The sequence below is a fragment of the Streptomyces sp. NPDC051064 genome (assembly GCF_044455985.1).
Lineage (GTDB): Bacteria > Actinomycetota > Actinomycetes > Streptomycetales > Streptomycetaceae > Streptomyces.
On the sequence record NZ_JBITFK010000006.1, the window covers coordinates 37,817 to 55,085 of the forward strand.

General features: G+C 70.1%; 18 protein-coding genes and 1 pseudogene. 7 read left to right on the plus strand and 12 right to left on the minus strand.

The features are described from left to right. Positions 1-64: 64 nt before the first annotated feature. Entirely contained in the window at positions 65-964 is a 900-nt protein-coding gene (locus tag ACIBCU_RS21440) for a hypothetical protein (protein ID WP_399233147.1), read from the minus strand. A gap of 63 nt (positions 965-1,027) precedes the next feature. Then, positions 1,028-1,534, minus strand: a complete 507-nt coding sequence (locus ACIBCU_RS21445) for a site-specific integrase (protein WP_399233149.1) — start codon at positions 1,532-1,534, stop codon at positions 1,028-1,030. A gap of 278 nt (positions 1,535-1,812) precedes the next feature. Between ACIBCU_RS21445 and ACIBCU_RS21450 the strand changes: the two genes are divergently transcribed. Together ACIBCU_RS21450 and ACIBCU_RS21455 are read left to right on the plus strand one after the other, a co-directional pair. Then, positions 1,813-2,718, plus strand: a complete 906-nt coding sequence (locus tag ACIBCU_RS21450; RefSeq protein ID WP_399233151.1) for an NAD-dependent protein deacetylase — start codon at positions 1,813-1,815, stop codon at positions 2,716-2,718. Between the two features lie 230 nt (positions 2,719-2,948). Beyond that, positions 2,949-4,406, plus strand: coding sequence for an amino acid permease (locus tag ACIBCU_RS21455; RefSeq protein ID WP_399233153.1), 1,458 nt, complete (start codon positions 2,949-2,951; stop codon positions 4,404-4,406). Between the two features lie 241 nt (positions 4,407-4,647). Here ACIBCU_RS21455 and ACIBCU_RS21460 read toward each other — a convergent pair whose 3' ends face one another. Beyond that, the gene (locus ACIBCU_RS21460) at positions 4,648-5,070 is read right to left on the minus strand and encodes a MarR family transcriptional regulator (RefSeq protein ID WP_362934410.1); all 423 of its coding nucleotides are present in this window, start codon (positions 5,068-5,070) and stop codon (positions 4,648-4,650) included. Positions 5,071-5,232: 162 nt separating this feature from the next. Between ACIBCU_RS21460 and eno the strand changes: the two genes are divergently transcribed. Both eno and ACIBCU_RS21470 read left to right on the plus strand, forming a co-directional pair. Further along, positions 5,233-6,549, plus strand: coding sequence for a phosphopyruvate hydratase (gene eno / locus ACIBCU_RS21465; RefSeq protein WP_399233156.1), 1,317 nt, complete (start codon positions 5,233-5,235; stop codon positions 6,547-6,549). An 88-nt stretch (positions 6,550-6,637) separates the two neighbouring features. Next, entirely contained in the window at positions 6,638-6,811 is a 174-nt protein-coding gene (locus ACIBCU_RS21470; protein ID WP_399233158.1) for a hypothetical protein, read from the plus strand. A gap of 42 nt (positions 6,812-6,853) precedes the next feature. Here the strand turns inward: ACIBCU_RS21470 and ACIBCU_RS21475 are convergent, their stop codons facing one another. The 4 genes from ACIBCU_RS21475 to ACIBCU_RS21490 all read right to left on the minus strand — a co-directional run bounded on the left by ACIBCU_RS21475 (position 6,854) and on the right by ACIBCU_RS21490 (position 11,024). Further along, positions 6,854-7,402 carry a GNAT family N-acetyltransferase gene (locus ACIBCU_RS21475; RefSeq protein ID WP_399233160.1) on the minus strand — a complete coding sequence of 183 codons (549 nt, stop codon included), beginning with the start codon at positions 7,400-7,402 and terminating at the stop codon, positions 6,854-6,856. A gap of 95 nt (positions 7,403-7,497) precedes the next feature. Further along, a complete protein-coding gene (tpg, locus tag ACIBCU_RS21480) occupies positions 7,498-8,052 on the minus strand; it encodes a telomere-protecting terminal protein Tpg (protein ID WP_399233162.1) in 555 nt (184 codons plus the stop codon). A 129-nt stretch (positions 8,053-8,181) separates the two neighbouring features. Further along, on the minus strand, positions 8,182-10,320 hold the full coding sequence (gene tap, locus ACIBCU_RS21485; RefSeq protein WP_399233165.1) for a telomere-associated protein Tap: 2,139 nt from the start codon (positions 10,318-10,320) through the stop codon (positions 8,182-8,184). A 107-nt stretch (positions 10,321-10,427) separates the two neighbouring features. Further along, complete coding sequence (locus ACIBCU_RS21490; RefSeq protein WP_362934425.1) at positions 10,428-11,024, minus strand: dihydrofolate reductase family protein; 597 nt, start codon at positions 11,022-11,024, stop codon at positions 10,428-10,430. Positions 11,025-11,284: 260 nt separating this feature from the next. On the opposite strand from ACIBCU_RS21490, the gene ACIBCU_RS21495 reads away from it, so the two are divergent. After that, positions 11,285-13,546 (plus strand): FUSC family protein, encoded by a 2,262-nt coding sequence (locus ACIBCU_RS21495; protein WP_399233167.1) that lies wholly within the window; start codon positions 11,285-11,287, stop codon positions 13,544-13,546. 40 nt (positions 13,547-13,586) lie between these two features. Here ACIBCU_RS21495 and ACIBCU_RS21500 read toward each other — a convergent pair whose 3' ends face one another. Continuing rightward, positions 13,587-13,775: a hypothetical protein gene (locus ACIBCU_RS21500; protein WP_399233169.1), complete on the minus strand. Its 189-nt coding sequence runs from the start codon at positions 13,773-13,775 to the stop codon at positions 13,587-13,589. A gap of 144 nt (positions 13,776-13,919) precedes the next feature. Next, positions 13,920-14,564, minus strand: a complete 645-nt coding sequence (locus ACIBCU_RS21505; RefSeq protein WP_399233171.1) for a secreted protein/lipoprotein — start codon at positions 14,562-14,564, stop codon at positions 13,920-13,922. A gap of 219 nt (positions 14,565-14,783) precedes the next feature. Between ACIBCU_RS21505 and ACIBCU_RS21510 the strand changes: the two genes are divergently transcribed. Continuing rightward, entirely contained in the window at positions 14,784-16,004 is a 1,221-nt protein-coding gene (locus ACIBCU_RS21510) for an alginate lyase family protein (RefSeq protein ID WP_362934435.1), read from the plus strand. A gap of 66 nt (positions 16,005-16,070) precedes the next feature. Beyond that, a complete protein-coding gene (gene thpR / locus ACIBCU_RS21515; protein ID WP_399233173.1) occupies positions 16,071-16,667 on the plus strand; it encodes an RNA 2',3'-cyclic phosphodiesterase in 597 nt (198 codons plus the stop codon). Between the two features lie 52 nt (positions 16,668-16,719). Here thpR and ACIBCU_RS21520 read toward each other — a convergent pair whose 3' ends face one another. The 3 genes and pseudogenes from ACIBCU_RS21520 to ACIBCU_RS21530 all read right to left on the minus strand — a co-directional run. Continuing rightward, positions 16,720-16,923, minus strand: coding sequence for a hypothetical protein (locus ACIBCU_RS21520; protein WP_399233938.1), 204 nt, complete (start codon positions 16,921-16,923; stop codon positions 16,720-16,722). A gap of 22 nt (positions 16,924-16,945) precedes the next feature. Next, the gene (locus ACIBCU_RS21525) at positions 16,946-17,062 is read right to left on the minus strand and encodes a hypothetical protein (protein WP_399233887.1); all 117 of its coding nucleotides are present in this window, start codon (positions 17,060-17,062) and stop codon (positions 16,946-16,948) included. Positions 17,063-17,117: 55 nt separating this feature from the next. Continuing rightward, positions 17,118-17,243 (minus strand): annotated as a pseudogene (locus ACIBCU_RS21530) (DeoR/GlpR transcriptional regulator); the annotation flags it as partial. Positions 17,244-17,269: the final 26 nt, after the last annotated feature.

A 17,269-nucleotide genomic window follows, 5' to 3' on the forward strand; every position in this document is an offset into this window, starting at 1 on the left:
GCTGCGAGGACTGCTGGCCGCTGGTGATGTCCCTCGGGCAGCGCGGCCCGTCGACCACGCCTGCTCACTCGGCCACCAACTGCTCGGCCAAGTCCTGGATGCCCTCGCTCTCCCGGGCCAGCCTCGCGAACAGCGAGGTCAGCTCCTCCTCCGGCACTGGGCCGCCGGCAGGCACGTAGTCGGCCAGCAGCGAGCGCAGCTGCAGATCCGCCACCGGCGCGAGGTAGATGTGCTTCGTGGTCTCCATCTGGGCATGGCCCAGCAGGTCCTGCACCATCCGCCAGGGGTCGCCGTAGAGCAATCGGAAATCGCGTCGCTCCTCCGGCGTCAAGCCCATGCGACGGTCCATGACGTGGTTGAGGACCACGAGCATCACCAACGCGAAGCTGTGCCTCGCCATGTGTGGGGTGCAAAACGGCGGCTGGCTCGACAACGCCTCCAGTACCGTCTCGCACCGCTCGTTCGCCGCGCGGAAGACGTTCTCCCACGACGCCGGACGAAAGGGCAGCCCGGACTCGTTCAGCCACAGCCACAACGGCTCCGGGCCATCCGGGCCGTCGATGAACAAGAGCATCCGCTCTTCCACGGTTGCCTCCGTCAGCGATGTCCGGCCCACCACACCGTCGCGGTCCCGCCAGTGCAGCAGCCGCCGGTGCCGGCCGGTCTCGTGGGTCACCAGGCGCATCCGTAGCCCGTCGTACCGCCCCGTCGCCTGCGCGCGCCGCACCACCCGCGCGCGCGAGGACTCCACGTACCCCTCGATCTCCCCCACCACCACAGAGGAGGCGTAGAACGTGCGCGCCCGCTTCGATTTCGTCACCGCACGGGCCAAGCGCCCCGCGTAGTGGCGGCCGCCCTCCAACTGCAGACGCGGTACCTCCACCGTCAACAGGGAGGCGCCCTCCGCCAGCCGCACACCGGGGGAGAACAGCAGGTCGGCGAAGGCGGCATTGCGATCGGCCAAGCGTCCCGCCCACCCGGCGGACGGTAGCTCGTCCGCTCCGAAGCCGCGCAATCCGACATCCGCCTAACGGCGAAACGCCCGTGGCGTCAGCCAGCGCACCTCGCTGGTCCGCGCGTTCTTCGCCCGACCCGACGGCACCAGAACCAGGTCGCCGGACCAGCCGACGACCGACCTCATCAGCACCGGGTTCACCTGCACGAACTCGCGCTGCACCGCCCATTCATACAGCCGGGCCAGCGCTGCCAGTCCTCGGTTCCACCGTGCTCCGCCAACCCGGCTGGGGTTCCGCAGCGACCGCGTCCGCCAGTCCTCGAAGTCCCACAGATCGTCCGCCGAGGCCTCGCTCCACCACCTTCCGCGACCCCACAGGAAATCGAAGAACAGGCAGTAGTCGTCCGTGTAGTTCCGCTTCGTCTCCGGCGCGAGACGGGCGAACGACGACCGGCACAAATACCGGCTCAGCACCTCATCAATCCGGTAGTCCGGCGAAAGAAGAATCGGATCCCCAGGATGAATCCCAACACGCTCTTCCCGAACGACCAGGTCCTCCCAGCCGGCCAGCACCGGCACCCGACCCCCCACCCGACGCTCCGCAGGCACCCAGAACGTACGCCAACCCGCCACGCATCCACCCCTGCTCGATCCGCTTCAACACACCTATCCAACAGGGAAGACGACGCCGGGGAACGGAACACACCGCACTAGGAGCGCCCTGCTCCTCGCCGGGTCGCACGGCATCGCCGAGGCAGCATCTGCCGACCACGACCTGCACGAGGTTTCTGCTGATGCCCCTCAGTCCGGGCATTCTCGGCAGCGGGCGGTCGGCCACTGTTCCGTACCCTGGGGGCATGCGTATGCGCCCCACTCTGAGCTGGACCCCTGCCCATGACCTGCCGCCGGGCACCACGGATCTGGAGCCGGTCGCCGATGCGCTGAGCAGTGGCGGCGTGCTGGTGCTCAGCGGGGCGGGCATCTCCACGGAGTCGGGCATCCCGGACTACCGCGGCGAGGGCGGGAGCCTGAGCCGGCACACCCCGATGACCTACCAGGACTTCACCGCCAGCGCCCAGGCCCGGCGCCGGTACTGGGCGCGCAGCCACCTCGGCTGGCGGACGTTCGGCCGCGCCCGCCCCAACGCCGGGCACCGGGCCGTGGCCGCTTTCGGGCGGCACGGCCGGCTCTCGGGTGTGATCACCCAGAACGTCGACAGCCTGCACCAGGCCGCCGGCAGCGAGGGAGTCGTGGATCTCCACGGAAGCCTGGACCGGGTGGTCTGCCTCTCCTGCGGCACCTTCAGTCCGCGCCGTGAACTCGCTCAGCGGCTCGAGGCGGCCAATGCCGGGTTCAGGCCGGTGGCCTCCACGATCAACCCGGACGGTGACGCCGATCTCACCGACGAGCAGGTCGGGGACTTCCGTGTGGTGCCCTGCACGGTCTGCGGCGGGATCCTCAAGCCGGACGTGGTGTTCTTCGGCGAATCCGTACCCCTTCCGCGGGTTGAGCACTGCCGCGAAATGGTCCGGGAGGCGGCCTCGCTGCTGGTCCTCGGCTCCTCACTGACAGTGATGTCCGGGCTTCGCTTCGTCCGCCTGGCGGCCCAGACCGGGAAGCCGGTGCTGATCGTCAACCAGGACGCGACCCGGGGTGACTCTCTCGCCGTCACCCGCATCGCGCTCCCACTGGGAACGGCCCTCACCACCGTCGCCGCCCGGCTCGGCATCCCCGTCGGCGAGGAGTCGGCAGGGCCTGCGTGAGGTGGGGTCGGCCGCACAGAACTCATTCGTCCCACTCCACCACGGGTGAGATCTCGCTTACTTTACTGTGCCGAAACCTCTGAAATACCTCAGATTTGTTTTCGCCAGGTGCTACGCACTGCCAGAATCACAGGGTTCCTGATCATGCGCCTTCGAGCCATCGCCGGGCGCCTCCCCCACGGGCCCGGCCGGGATCGGCCATCTTCCCCTCACAAAGGCGAACCCCTTCCATGAGTGACGGCAGCATCGCAGCAGCCGGTCAGCCCGCCGCCGAGACACCGGCGAGCTCCCCCCACGTGGACGCCGGCGACGCCGGTTACAGCAAGGACCTCAAATCCCGCCATATCAACATGATCGCCATCGGCGGAGCGATCGGCACCGGGCTCTTCCTGGGTGCGGGAGGGCGTCTCGCCGATGCCGGTCCCTCGCTCGCCATCGCCTACGCCGTCTGCGGTGTCTTCGCGTTCTTCGTCGTACGCGCGCTGGGTGAGCTGGTCCTCTACCGCCCGTCGTCCGGCGCCTTCGTCTCCTACGCCCGTGAGTTCATGGGCGAGAAGGGCGCCTTCGCGGCCGGCTGGCTGTACTTCCTCAACTGGTCCACCACCGCGATCGCGGACATCACCGCGGCGGCGACGTACGCCCACTTCTGGGGCATGTTCAGTGACATCCCGCAGTGGATCCTCGCGTTGACCGCCCTCGCCGTGGTGCTCGCGGCCAACCTCATCTCGGTGAAGTACTTCGGCGAGATGGAGTTCTGGTTCGCGATCATCAAGGTGGCGGCCCTGGTCGCCTTCATGCTGATCGGCATCTTCCTCGTCGTCACCCAGCATCCGGTGGACGGCCACACCCCGGGCCTGTCCACCGTCTCGGACACCGGCGTCTTCCCTGTCGGCATGCTGCCGATGCTTCTCGTGATCCAGGGCGTCGTCTTCGCTTACGCGTCCGTCGAGCTGTGCGGTGTCGCCGCCGGTGAGACCGAGAATCCCGAGAAGATCATGCCCCGTGCGATCAACTCCATCATGTGGCGGGTCGGACTGTTCTACGTCGGCTCGGTGGCACTGCTCGCGCTGCTGCTGCCCTACACCGCCTACTCCGGGGACCAGAGCCCGTTCGTCACCGTGATGGACAAGCTCGGCATTCCGGGTGCGGCCGGTGTGATGAACCTGGTCGTGCTGACCGCCGCCCTGTCCAGCCTGAACTCCGGCCTCTACTCCACCGGCCGCATCCTGCGCTCCATGGCGCTGTCAGGGTCCGCCCCCCGCTTCACCGGCCTGATGAACAAGGGGCAGGTCCCCTACGGAGGCATTCTGCTGACGGCGGGGTTCGGGGTGCTGGGCGTCGGGCTGAACTACGTGGTACCCGGCCAGGCTTTCGAGATCGTGCTGAACTTCGCGTCCATCGGAATCCTCGGGACGTGGGGCATGATCATGCTCTGTTCCCTGGTGTTCTGGCACCGCTCGCAGGACGGCCGGGTCACAAGGCCCGTCTACCGCCTGCCGTGGGCCCCGTACACCCAGATCGTCACCCTGCTGTTCCTCGGCTGCGTGGCCTTCCTGATGTGGTGGGGCGGCGGGGTCGGCCGGACGACCGTGATGTTCCTGCCGCTGATCGCGGCGGCGCTGGTCGGCGGCTGGTTCATCGTCCGCGGCCGGGTGCGCGAGATGGCACGGGCCGGGCAGGACGCCTGAGCCCTTTACACGCCGGCCGGAGACTGTTCCTGTGCCCGGCCGAACGGTGATGTGTGGCCCCTGCCTCCGGGTGGGGGCCACACGCCGTTCGGGCGTCCGGGGCCGTGGACCCCTTGCAGGGTTGTAGCGCTGGTGACCGAGCGGTTCCGTGCTCCCGGCGGGCCGCCCCAAGTCCTCGTACTGAACGCGCTCGGGCTTTCGGCCGGTGCGGCGAAGGTACGGACCGTTGCCTGTCGGGGCGCTAGCGTGTGGCGAGCCGCTCCAGCAGGGCGGCGCTCCGTGCCAGCAACGCCCGCTCCTCTTCCGTGAGCTCGGCCTCGATGGCCTGCGCGAGCCAACCGGCTCTGCGGCCGCGCTCCGCTTCGAGTGCGGCCCGGCCCGCGTCCGACAGCTCGACCAGCGATTTACGGCCGTCCGTGGGGTGCGCCCGGCGCGTGATCAGCTTCTGCTCCATGAGCAGCCCCACCGCCCGCGCCATCGACTGGGGTCGTACGCGCTGGTCGGCGGCGAGGTCACTGGTGGTCATGGCGCCGTCGCGGTCGAGAACACCGAGCACGGCGACCTGGCCCAGCGGGATGCGGTCCTCGTGTTTGACGCGTCGGGTGAGCTTGCCCATCGCCGTGCGCAGTTCGGCGGCGATGGCGGCGGCTTCCGAGGTGGGCATAGGGCACTCTACCCCGCTGGTCAGCGCTGCTGTGCTCCTGACCTGCACAGCAATGCTGTACAGCAAAACTGAGCAGCATTGCTGTAGGGTTTGCCTTGTCGGGCTCAGCGCCAGCGTTGCCGCAGCCGGGGCCACGGCACATGACGAAGGGAAGGAACTCCCATGGCCGCAAAGGCAGTCGAGCCCGCCGAAAACACCGAGGCCACCATCGAGACCGTCACCGCCCGCCGGATCATCGACAGCCGGGGCAACCCCACGGTCGAGGTCGACGTCGTACTGGCGGACGGTTCCCTGGGGCGGGCGGCTGTCCCCTCCGGCGCCTCCACCGGCACTCGGGAGGCCGTGGAACTGCGCGACGGGGACTCCTCGCGCTGGCACGGCAAGGGTGTCGACCGCGCGGTGTCGCACGTCAACGGAGAGATCGCGGCGGCGGTGCGCGGCCGGGACGGGGCCGACCAGCCGGGTCTCGACGCCGCGCTGGTCGCTCTCGACGGCACCGCCACGAAGTCCCGGCTCGGCGCCAACGCGATCCTCGGCGTCTCCCTCGCCGCCGCGAAGGCCGCTGCGACGGCCCACCGCCTGCCCCTCTACCGCTACCTCGGCGGCGCCGACGCCCACCTCCTGCCTCTGCCGATGATGAACATCGTCAACGGCGGCGCCCACGCCGACAATCCGCTGGATTTCCAGGAGTTCATGATCGCCCCCGTGGGCGCGGACACCTTCGCCGAGGCCGTCCGTATGGGCAGCGAGGTCTTCCACACCCTGCGCCGCGATCTGCTGGCCGCCGGGCACTCCACGGGCGTGGGCGACGAGGGCGGCTTCGCGCCCGCGCTGCGCACCGCCGAGGAGGCGCTCGATTTCGTGATGACCGCCATCGAGCGCACCGGCTACCGCCCCGGCACGGACATCGGCCTGCTCATGGACCCGGCGTCGTCGGAGTTCTTCCGTGACGGCGTGTACGACTACGCGGGCGAGGGGGTGCGTCGCACCCCCTCCGAGAACGCCGACTACCTGGCCAAGCTCATCGACGCCTACCCGGTCGTCTCCATCGAGGACCCGATGGCGGAGAACGATCTGGACGGCTGGCGGGAGCTGACCGCCCTCGTGGGCGACCGTTGTCAGCTCGTCGGCGACGACGTGTTCTGCACCGACGAGACGCTGCTGCGCGAGGGCATCAGCACCGGCGTCGGCAACTCGGTCCTGGTCAAGGTCAATCAGATCGGGACACTGACCGAGGCGCTGGCCGCGGTGACCACGGCCCACCAGGCGGGCTGGACAGCTGTCATGTCGCACCGCTCGGGTGAGACGGAGGACACCACCATCGCGGATCTGGCGGTGGCGACCGGATGTGGTCAGATCAAGACCGGCTCACTCTCCCGCTCCGACCGCACGGCGAAGTACAACCAACTCATCCGGATCGAAGAGGAGCTGGGTGACTCGGCGCGCTACGCGGGCCGCTCCGCACTGCGTCGGGCGTGAACAGCAGACAGAGGTAGAGAACGGCGGGCCCCCGATCACGATCGGGGGCCCGCTCGCGTGCTGTGGACCGGCCGATGCCTTCGTCCGGGTGGATGTCGTGAGCGGCAGGACGGAGGGGACGAATGCGACCGGGCTGCTGCTGCGGCCCGACTGCCACATCGCGTGGACCGGTCACCAGGCGGACGACGTCAGGGGTTTGCGAGCCGCGCTGACGCGGTGGGTCGGCGCACCGCTGCGTGATGCCCGTGAGCCGGAGTGCTGACGCGGCCGGCCCGCTGCCGCCCGAGGCCGCATGGTCCGGGCCTCAACCGGACGGCGCGGCCGAGGACCGCACGCCGAACCACTGTTCGGCGCCGTACTCCTCGAAGCGCCCCACCTCGGTGAACCCCAGCTTGGCCGCGAGGCGCATCGAGCGTTCGTTGGCGGTCTGGGTGCAGAGCACCACCGGCTCGCCGGGGAGTACGTCGGCGAGCCAGCCGAGTGCCGCTGCGCACGCCTCGACGGCGTACCCGCGGCCCCACGCCTGCGGCAGGAAGGTGTAGCCGAGCTCGGCTTCCCCGGCATCCGGGTGGACGTGCCCCGGGCGTTCGGCCTCGCGCCTGTCGAGCGCGACCATCCCGATCATGGCTCCGCCGAGGTCCACCACGAAAAGGCCGGGGCGTCGCCCGGGCACCTCAGGCACCGCGCGTTCGAGCTCTTCGCGCGGTCGTGGGCCACCGAGGTAGGTGCGCACCTCCGGCGAGGAGAACAGCTCGATGAACGCCGCACGGTCCCGGGCCTCGGACTCGCGGAGCACAAGCCGTGCGGTCCTTATGGGGGCGGGTGGCCAGGCGACGGGTCCCAGTCCGGTCATGGCGGGCAACCTATCGCACGACTTGTGGGCGTGGTCCGAATCCGTGTCCGCAGCAGACGGAGCAGGCCATGTGTCGCACCCGTCGCCTGTCCTGATCAGTAGTCGAGGTCGAGGTAGTCGATGTCGTTGATGGCGACGTCCGAGATTCCCACGGCGCGGCTCCCGCCATCCTGGAAGTAGGTCTCCTTGAATCCTTCGGCGATGATGTCGCGCATCTGCTGGTCGCCGGCTCCGGCGTCACGGGCGTCGAACAGGCGCTGGGCGAACTCGGCGGGGAGGCGGACCGTGAGGCGGCGGAAACGGCCGTCGTCGGTCGTGCCGACCGGTGCCGTGCAGCCGAAACGGGCCCTGGTCTCCACCGTGATCCCGGTGGTGGCGGCCTGCTTGCGCCGGCGCTTGCGGACCTGCGGCTGCCATCGGGATCGCACCGCCGTGTCGATCCTCGACGCGATGTCCGCCGGCGGATTCTTCCTCGCGCCACGTCGATAGCGGTTCACGGAGTCCGCGGTGACACCGACCTCCGCCGCCACGGCCCTCGCGGTCCCCAACTGCCGAAGCAGGTAGTTGATACGCCCCTGAAGTGTCTTCGGCGGCTCACGGGTGAAGGATTCCTGGTCGGCACGCTCGATGGCGTCCTCGATCTCTCCCATGTCGTTCAGCTCCCTTCGGGGCGTACGGAGAACCCCGGGGCTTCCGTGCGTGCGTCCTGGCGGTCCGGTCTCCGCTCCGGCTCTGTACGGGCTTCCGGCCGGGGCGTGGCACCGGCGTCGGCCACGGCCCTACTCGCCCTCGTCGAGGACAGCGTCGCCACCCTTGATGTGCCGTGCGGGGTTGTAGCCCTTCTCCATCAGATCGACCGCCCAGGCCATGTCCTGGACGCCTTCGAGCTTGGCCAGGCCCGGGCCGGGGCCGAGGCGGAACCCTCCCGGCTGCGGCTTCCCGGAAGCGCTGTAGGGCAGAAAGTGCAGTGGCGAGGCTCCCGGGCTCGGGTAGACGACGCAGTCGGACAGCACCGCGAGCGGGTACAGCCCCGTCATCCGGGCCATGTTGACCAGCTTGCGGTGCATGTTGACCCGGGCCTTGCTGATGACGGCGGCACGGATGTCGGGGCGCCAGGTCGGACGCTCGAGGGCCGGCCACCTCTCGCCGTCGCGGTAGTGCTTGCCCTGGGGGCCCTCGCGGAGCTTGCCGACACCTCCCTTGACGGTCGCCTTGACCGCGGTGAGAACGGCGGCCAGTGCGGGGTCGGTCTCCCTGTGGTGTTCCATCACCGTGAGGAATTCGGTGTCGGTGAGGTCCTTGGTGACGCCGAGGTCGGCGAGGGTGTCGACGTAGGCGGTCTTGAGGCGGTCGTGCCACGGGTCGAGATACGCACCGGTCTCGCGGCGCAGGTACGCCTCGAGCGGGGCGACGTTGTGGCCGAGCTCCTGGGCGTAGGCGACGGTGTGGGTCTGGTACCAGGCCGGGCCTGTGGGCCGTTCACCGGTCGGTGTGAACGGTGAGGGCAGGCGTGGGTCGAGCTCGATGTGGGAGAGGTCGACGAACCACGAGCCGGGGATCTTCGGGTTGAACTGGGGGTGGCGGAAGTGGTCGGGGGCGGACAGGCCGACCGTCAGCCGTGCGGCGGCCGCGAGGAACGCGGTGTTGAGGTCGAGGCCGACGGCGTGGGGCAGCAGGCACTCCTCATCGGTCAACAGCGGGACGTCGCGTACCCACTGGAATGCCTCCTCGTTCAGGAAGCCGCCCTTCCAGCCCTGTGCGACGGGGTGTTCGGGTCTGGCTTCGGGCGGGGCGGGGTCCATCGGCTCCGTACCCAGCGAGCCGGGGTTGTGGCCCGGCACCCAGTTGCCGCTCTCCTTGTCCTGCACGGCCCTGGTGGGCGGGCGCAGGGCGGTCATCAGTTCCAGCCCGGATACGGCGGTGCTGCCGCGCGGGGTGATGACCCGTCGGGCGTAGATCCCCAGGACGCGGGCGACATCGGCCGGCTCCATGTCCTGGACGCCCGGCCAGGAGCGCTCGTCGAGGGCGTCCCAGGAGAGAACGGCGAGCTGCACGCACTGACGCTGTCCGGTCCGGGCGGGGCGGTAGACGCGTGCCCAAGGCCCGAAGCCGCGCCGGGTCAGCTTCCACTTCGCCTTGGTGACCTCCTTGACCACAGGGTGGTCGTCGGGCAGGCGCAGGGAGCGGCGCTGCTCGAATCCCTCCAGTCGTTCGGGGAGGCCGAGCCTCACGGCCGCGGCAGCGGTGAGCACGATCAGCGGGTCGGAGTCCTTGCCGTTGCGGTGCAGGCGCGGCGCGCCGAGACCGGACTCGACGAGCGTCCACTCCACCAGTTCCGGGACCGTGGTCGCCGGGCAGTCCAGAACGATGCCGTCGACGCCGTACGCGGATCCGTCGCCGTCCAGGACTACGAGCGGGCCGTGCGGGAACCGCGGGTCCGGCGCGGGCTCGGCCGCCCGGGCCGCCGGGCGGCGCGCTGCCGTCCCGGGGCGGGAGGGGCGTTCGGGCGACGCCGGGCGGGGCCGGACAGCGGCCGGCGGCGCGGGAGCCGGAGGGGTGAGCGTGTCGGGGGCGGGCTGCGGCTGCGGCACGGGGGGCGTCATGGGTAGGGGCGCAGGGCCGTGGCTGCTGTGGGTGCCGTGGGTGCCGTGGGTGCCGTGGGTGCCGTGGGTGGGAAATTTCGCCGCCCACCCGTTCAGCAACCGTTGGTAGGCCTCCAGGCGGGGCGGCTTCGGCTCCGACCGGCCGTTCTCCCAGTTCTTCACCGTCTGGGTCGTCGACTTCAGGGCCTGCGCCAGCCGGGCCTGCGTAATGCCGGCGGCCTCACGGAGCCGGGCGCGCTCCGACGGGGGCGGGAGCTGAGGCCCCTCCTCCAACAGCGCGTCGACCGACGCGAACAGCTCTTCCTCAGATGCCATGCCTGTCCACCTCCACCCCTGGACAGTAACAGCCCTTCTCATCGGATTTAGCCCGCGCCTTTAACCCGTTCGAAGGCTGCGCGGATGGGCAGGCGTGGTCGTGCTTCTCAGGGCGTCCCGGAGCTATGCGGACGAGCCGGCTGACGCGCTGCGCGGTAGCGGAGGTAGACGAACTTCGAGCTGAAGGTGCGGGTCTCCACGAGCTCGAGGTCCACCCGTTGCTCGCGCCGGGGAAAGAACGGGATGCCACCGCCGACCAGCACCGGGTGGACCACGGCCCGGTACTCGTCGACCAGACCCGACGTGACCGCCTCGGCGGCCAGGGTCGCGCCGCCGATCGCGATGTCTCCCTCTCCCGGCTCGGCCCGCAACCTTTCGATCTCCTGCGCCAGGCCGCCGGAGGCGAGGCGGGCATTGCCCTGCACCGCCGACAGCGTGGTGGAGAACACCACCTTGGGGAGCGGCTTCCAGAGGGCGGCCCATTCGAGCATCGAGTCGTCGAGCGACGGGTCCTTGTCGGCGGTCTCCCAGTACAGCATCGTCTCGTACAGCCGTCGCCCCATCAGGTGGACGCCGACCTCTCGGATGTCGTCGATCCAGAAGCGAAAGACCTCCTCGTCGGGTTCCGTCCAGTCGAAGTTGCCGTCCGGGCCGACGATGTAGCCGTCGAGTGAGACGCCCATCGAATAGGTCACGCTGCGCATCAGCAGTCCTCCTCGGTAACGGGTCGAGAGTACGGCCGCCGCGTGCCGTAGGGCTCTCGCGGCTCGCGGAATTCCCTGGGCCGGGTCACCCGACGAGGTCACCGGGCGGTTCGTGCCGACGGCCCGCGAGCCCGGCCTCGGTGAGACTTCGGCAGTGTGCACCGCGTCTCAGGACCGGGGCGACCGTTCGTCCTCGGGTTCCCTGCCGTGCAATGCTGAAGGGCACGTGGAACCAGGGCGGGTAGCGGAGAAAGCGCAGGGTGAGGGCAGTGCGGCGGGGCGGGGCCAGGTTGTGGGATCGGTTCGCGGCGTCCGATCCGGGGCTGCTGAGGCTCACGGCGGGGGTGCGGACCGTCTCGGCGATCGCCCTCACGCTGGTGGTTCTGGCCCTGCTGGGCACCGGCGTCAACCACATGGTCGCCGGTGCGATGACGGCCATGACCGCCACCTTCGCCGTCAAGGACAAGCTGGTGCGCGACCAGGCGGTCACGCTCGCCCTCGGTCTGCCGGTCTCGCTCGTCGCGATGTCGCTGGGCGCCCTGTTGACTTCGCAGGTCGTCGCGGGCGACCTGTTCTTCATCGCCCTCATCTTCGGTGCCGTCTACTGCCGCCGGTTCGGCGAGCGCGGTACGGCACTTGGCCTCATCGGCTTCCAGATCTACTTCCTCTCGCTGTTCGTCGGTGCCTCGACGGCTGCCCTGCCGGAGCTCTGTCTGGCTCTGGCCGTCGGATTCGGCTGCAGCGCGGTGGTGCGGTTCGGCGTCGTTCCGGAAACGCCCCAACGTGTCCTGGCACGGCTGCGCGACGCCTTCCGGACGCGACTGGCCCAGCTCGTCTCCGTGCAGATCGAGCTCCTCGACGCCGGTCCCGAGCAGCTGGAGAAGGTGCTCGACGACATGCGGCGGCGCACCGCGCGGCTGCATGAAACCGCTCTGATGATCCAGGGGCGCCTGGAGGAGGGCACCTCGGACGCGGACAAGGCGGCGCTGCTGCAACGCCGGGTCGCGGACGCCGAGATCGCCACGGAACGGCTGGGGATGCTGCTGTTGAACGCCCGCAGCGTCGAGAGTGCCGACACCCTCACCCTGCACCTGCCGCACGCGCCCGTGCCACTCACCGGGGACTGGAGGCCGGCTGAGGACGACGCGACCATCGCCCTGCGCCGGGACCTCAAGGCGCTGCACCTCCTGGTGAGCCGCCCGGCGGCGCGCGATGGCGGCACGGCGGTGGCCCACATCCGTAACAGGCTGCTCGGCTACCGCGACGAGGAAAAACTTCCGTCCGCGCCGTCGGGCATCCAGGACGCGTTCCGGGGCATCGGCGAGGCCGCCCGGTCCGTCCTCGGGCTGCGACTCGCGCTGGACGGGCCCCAGGACGAGTCGGACGACTCTCCGGCCACGACCCGTTCGCGTGAGGAATTCGACGCGGAGGACATCGCGCTGGCCTCCTCCGAGACGCCGGGGGACGAGGAGCGGGCCGGGTTGCGGCGTCCCACCACGAGGGCGGCCTTCCAGGTGTCGGTGGGCTCGGTGCTGGCCATGGTCGGCGGTGAGTTCCTCTCCTCCCAGCGTTGGTACTGGGCCGTTCTCACCTGCTGGGTGGTCTTCCTCAACACCGCTTCCACCGGTGAGATCCTGGTCAAGGGCTACCGGCGGCTCCTGGGCACCCTGCTGGGCGCGGTCGCGGGTGTCGCGCTGGCGGGGCTCGTCGGTGACCACACGTGGGTCTCGTTCGCGCTGGTCCTCGTCTTCATCTTCGCGATGTTCTTCACGGCCCCTCTGTCGTACGCGGTCATGTCCTTCTTCGTCACAGCCATGCTGGGCCTGCTGTACACCTTGCTGAACTCGTACAGCTTCGACGTGTTGGTGCTGCGCATCGAGGAGACCGCTATCGGCGCGGCGTGCGGCGTCATCGCCGCTGTCCTCGTGCTGCCGGTGCGCACCGACCGCCGTACCGACGAACTGCTGGGAACCGTCCTGGAACGGCTGGGTGACGTCGCGTCCGCGGCGGTCGAGCAGCTCAGCGGTGGGCCTGCGTCCGACCTGCTCGGCAAGGCGCGCAGCCTGGACACGGCGCTGGACGAACTGCGCGATTCCACCAACCCGTTGACCTACCCGATCACTCCGCTGCGGGGCCGCCGCCAGACCGTCCGCTATCTGGTGGCGCTCCTGGAGACGTGTGCGTATCACGCCCGTTCGCTGGCGGCGACCGCGGAGCTCGTGCCGCACAGCAAGACCGTCGCGGCCGATCCGCGGCTCCACCGGGCGGGGCAGCGGATCGCCCACAACATCGAGGTGCTCGGCGCCCACGTCGAGGACGAGGGTGCCAAGGGTGAGGTCGAGTCCGGTGCCACCATCGCCTCGACGCTGCGGGACGACGGGTCCGGCACCCAGCCGTCGGGGACGGTGACCTTCCGCGTGCTGCGTCACCTGCAGCGTCTCGACGAGGGTGTGGTGGGGCTCGCCCGCCCCCTGGACGTGCCGGTGGCCGACCGCGCCGAGTCGAAGGCCGTACGCGGCTGAGGACTCCCCCTGGGCTCTGTCCGCCCCCACGGCGCCCGGGTCAGGCGGTCCGGCCGTCGGGCCCCGCCACGAACCGGCTCAGCCGATAGGTGGTCGGCTGAGCCAGACGTCCGCACAGCGTGTCGATGCGGATCAGCGACTCGTCGATCCCTGCCTCCCGGAGACGGCGCAGGCAGTCACGGAACTCTGCCTCGTCCCGGGTCTCGAGCAGCACTTCCCATCGCCCCATGTCCGGGGCGGTGCGAGCAGTAAGCCGCTGCCTCGCAGCCTCCTGCCGATGCTTCCTCTTCCTCTGACCTGGCACCGGCCCAGAATCACCGGACGATCGCGGAATGGCAAGGCCATTGCGCCCCGGGGCACGCGGGCTCGGTGATCAATGGTCGGACAGGCCCCGGCACGGGCGGGTCGTGCGCGGGGTGTACTCGGTGACCGTCCACCGCTCCCCGTTCGCCCGCTCCAACCTCGCCGTGACCACGTGCCTGGCCGGCTGACCGGGAGGCGACGGAATCCGCCAGCCGGTCGTCGTGTCGAGGGTCTGCCAGTTCGTCCCGTCCACGCAGTCCTTCACCGTCGCCGCGGGCGGCTGCGCGCCGGCGAGCACGGTGGCCTCCGGCTCGTGTCCCAGGTCGCCACGCATCACCGTGCGCTCCTTGTTCATGCGGACCAGATCCGCCTCGAACGCGGCCCACACGTCGGGCGCCGTGTACCGCTTCAGGTCCGTCCCGTCGGCCGAACCAGCCCGGTACGCCTTGATCTGCTCCGCCCACATCAGGCCGTACACGTCCAGCACCTCGGCCTCGATCGCCCCGTCAGCCGTGCCGCTCGGCGGGAGAGAGTGCGCGGTCCTGGGCACCGGTGCGGCGGACGTGGCCGTCGTGGTCCTGTCCGCGGGCGGTTTCGCGTCGCTTTCGCCGCGCCCATGGCCGCCTCCGCAGCCGGTCAGGACGAGAACGAACGTCGCGGCACCGCACCGGAGCGCGACGCCCGCCCGGGAGCACTTCTGCCGAGCCGTCACCATCGGTACTCCCCGTTCGCCGTGCGATATCGATCAGCGGCTCAACGACGCACGGCCTCCCCGGGTCACCGCTCGGTCAAGTTCTCATCCATGAACGGTGGTTGAGCAGTTGTTCCGCGGCAGGGTCTTGACGGGTTTCTGGTCTGTACCTATGGTCACCGATCAGCGCGAGTGTTCAACATCCAGTGCATCGTTCACATAAACGAACGGATGGCCCCCCACATGCCTGACATTTCCGCGTTCCACCGCTACGTTCGGCGTCCGGCGCTCATGCTCAGCGCGGCCGTCGCGACCGCCGCTCTGACCGCCGGCTTCCTCTCCCTGCCCGGCGCCCACCCTGCCGAGGCCGCGCCCGCCGCCTTCACGCACCCCGGCGTCACCGTCTCCAAAGGCCAGCTGGACTTCGCCCGCGGCAAGGTCGACGCCGGGGCCCAGCCCTGGAAGGGCGCGTTCGACCAGATGATGGCGAGCAAGTACGCCGACCCGAGCCGCACCGCCAAGCCCCGGGCGACCGTCGAGTGCGGTTCCTACTCGAACCCCAACTACGGCTGCACGGACGAGCGTGAGGACGCGATTGCCGCCTACACCAACGCCCTCGCCTGGTACATCACGCGCGACGGGCGGTACGCGAAGAAGTCGATCGAGCTGATGGACGCCTGGTCGGCCGTGATCAAGAGTCACACCAACAGCAACGCCCCGCTGCAGACCGGCTGGGCCGGCTCCTCCTGGCCGAAGGCGGCCGAGATCATCAAGTACACATACACCGGGACGTGGTCGAACTCCGGGCGCTTCGCGACCATGCTGCGCGACGTCTACCTGCCCCAGGTCATCAACGGTTCCAATTCCAACGGCAACTGGGAGCTGTCGATGATGGAGGCCGCGGTCGGCATATCGGTGTTCCTCGACGACAAGACGTCCTACGACAAGGCCATGGCGAAATTCCGGACGCGTACGGCCGCGTACGTCTACCTCGCCTCCGACGGCGCCGTGCCCAGGACCGTACCCAGCCAGAACCTCGACACCACCGCGAAGATCGTCAAGTACTGGCAGGGTCAGTCCACCTTCGTCACCGGGCTCACCCAGGAGACGTGCCGCGACTTCACGCACGCGGGGTACGGCATCTCCGCCATCGCCCACATCGCCGAGACCAGCAGGATCCAGGGCCAGGACCTCTACGGCACGGACGTCGGAGAGCGGCTGCGGCAGGCGCTCGGCTTCCAGTCCACGTACGAGCTCGGCGAGCCTGCGCCGGCCTGGCTGTGCGGCGGATCGCTGCATCCGGGCCTCGGCCCCGTCACCGAGGTCGGCTACAACGCGCTGCACAACCGCCTCGGCACCGCCATGACCAACACCCAGCGGCTGACCGAGCGGAACCGCCCGGCCGGCAGCAACAACCTCTTCGTGGCCTGGGAGACGCTCACCCACGGTGACAACCCGAACTGACCGGCCGGATCGGTACTCTCGCCCCGGTGCGGATCCCGGCCGACCGGATGCTGTACGAAGACCTGTGTGAACGAACAGACCCAGCCCGCGACCGTACGCGTGTTCATCGCCCTCGCCCCGCCCGACCACGCGAAGGAGGAGCTGGCCCGGGAGCTGCGCCTCGCGTACGGCACGCACCCTCACATGCGATGGAACCGCATCGAGGACTGGCACATCACCCTGGCCTTCCTCGGGGAGCTTCCGGTCGAGACCGTTCCGCTCCTGCGCCGGCCGCTCGCCCTTCTGGCAGTGGACCGCCGGCCGCCCCGGCTGGCCCTGCGCGGCAGCGGCACCTTCGACGACCGGGTGCTGTGGAGCGGAATCGACGGAGGGCTCGACGAACTGCAGATGCTCGCCGCCGATGTGCGTACGGCGGTGAAGGGCTCCGGTGTCGCTTTCGAGGACCGGCCTCTGCGCCCCCATCTGACATTGGCACGTGCCCGCCGAGGAGACCGGACCTCGGCGGCAGAGATCGCCGAGGGGCTCGCCGGCTTCACCGGCAGCCCATGGACTGCCGAGCGTCTGCATCTGGTCGGCAGCAACGCCGGCCGCAGCCGTGGGCCGATCCACTACCGGGACATCGAGGCCTGGGCCCTCGGCGGCGGAGAACGATCCGGATCCTGAACGGAGCGGCCCGGGGCGGCGCGCCCGGCGGGCCCGTCAGCTCACCGCCGGTTCAGCGAGCAGGACTTCGGCGCCGCGGGTTGCGCAGGGCGTCCACCTGGTCCGGGCCCGCCGAGGCGTCGGTCACCAGGGTCCAGCCCGGCTGCCAGGGGACCCAGGCGTGGAAGGGGGCCGTGCCCGGCTTCGCCCCGTCTGCGAGAACGTACACCCGGCGCGAACGGCGGGCCGTGCGTTCCTTGCGCCTGATCTGCTCCAACGCCGGCCTCCCGGATGCCGGGCTACGGCGAGACACCGTCGGTTCCGAGGAACGCCGCATCGAACGTCATGCGCTCCAGGGCGGCCTCGGTGAGCGGCCCGACGAAGGCGTGGCTGAGCGGACGGTAGTGACCGCCCAGGCAGGTGACCGTGCACGCCTTCGGCTCCCGCGAGTTCGAGCACCGCCGACAAGCTGGGCGTCACGACGGTCAGATCGTCCCTCGCGCCGTGGAGTGCGCGGGCGAGTGCGGCGACGGTGGAGCCCGCGTCGAGCAGGACCGTCCCGCCCTGCGCGACGCGGGTCGTCGCGAGGGCCGCCATGGCCCGCTCGGCCTCGGGCGCCTGCG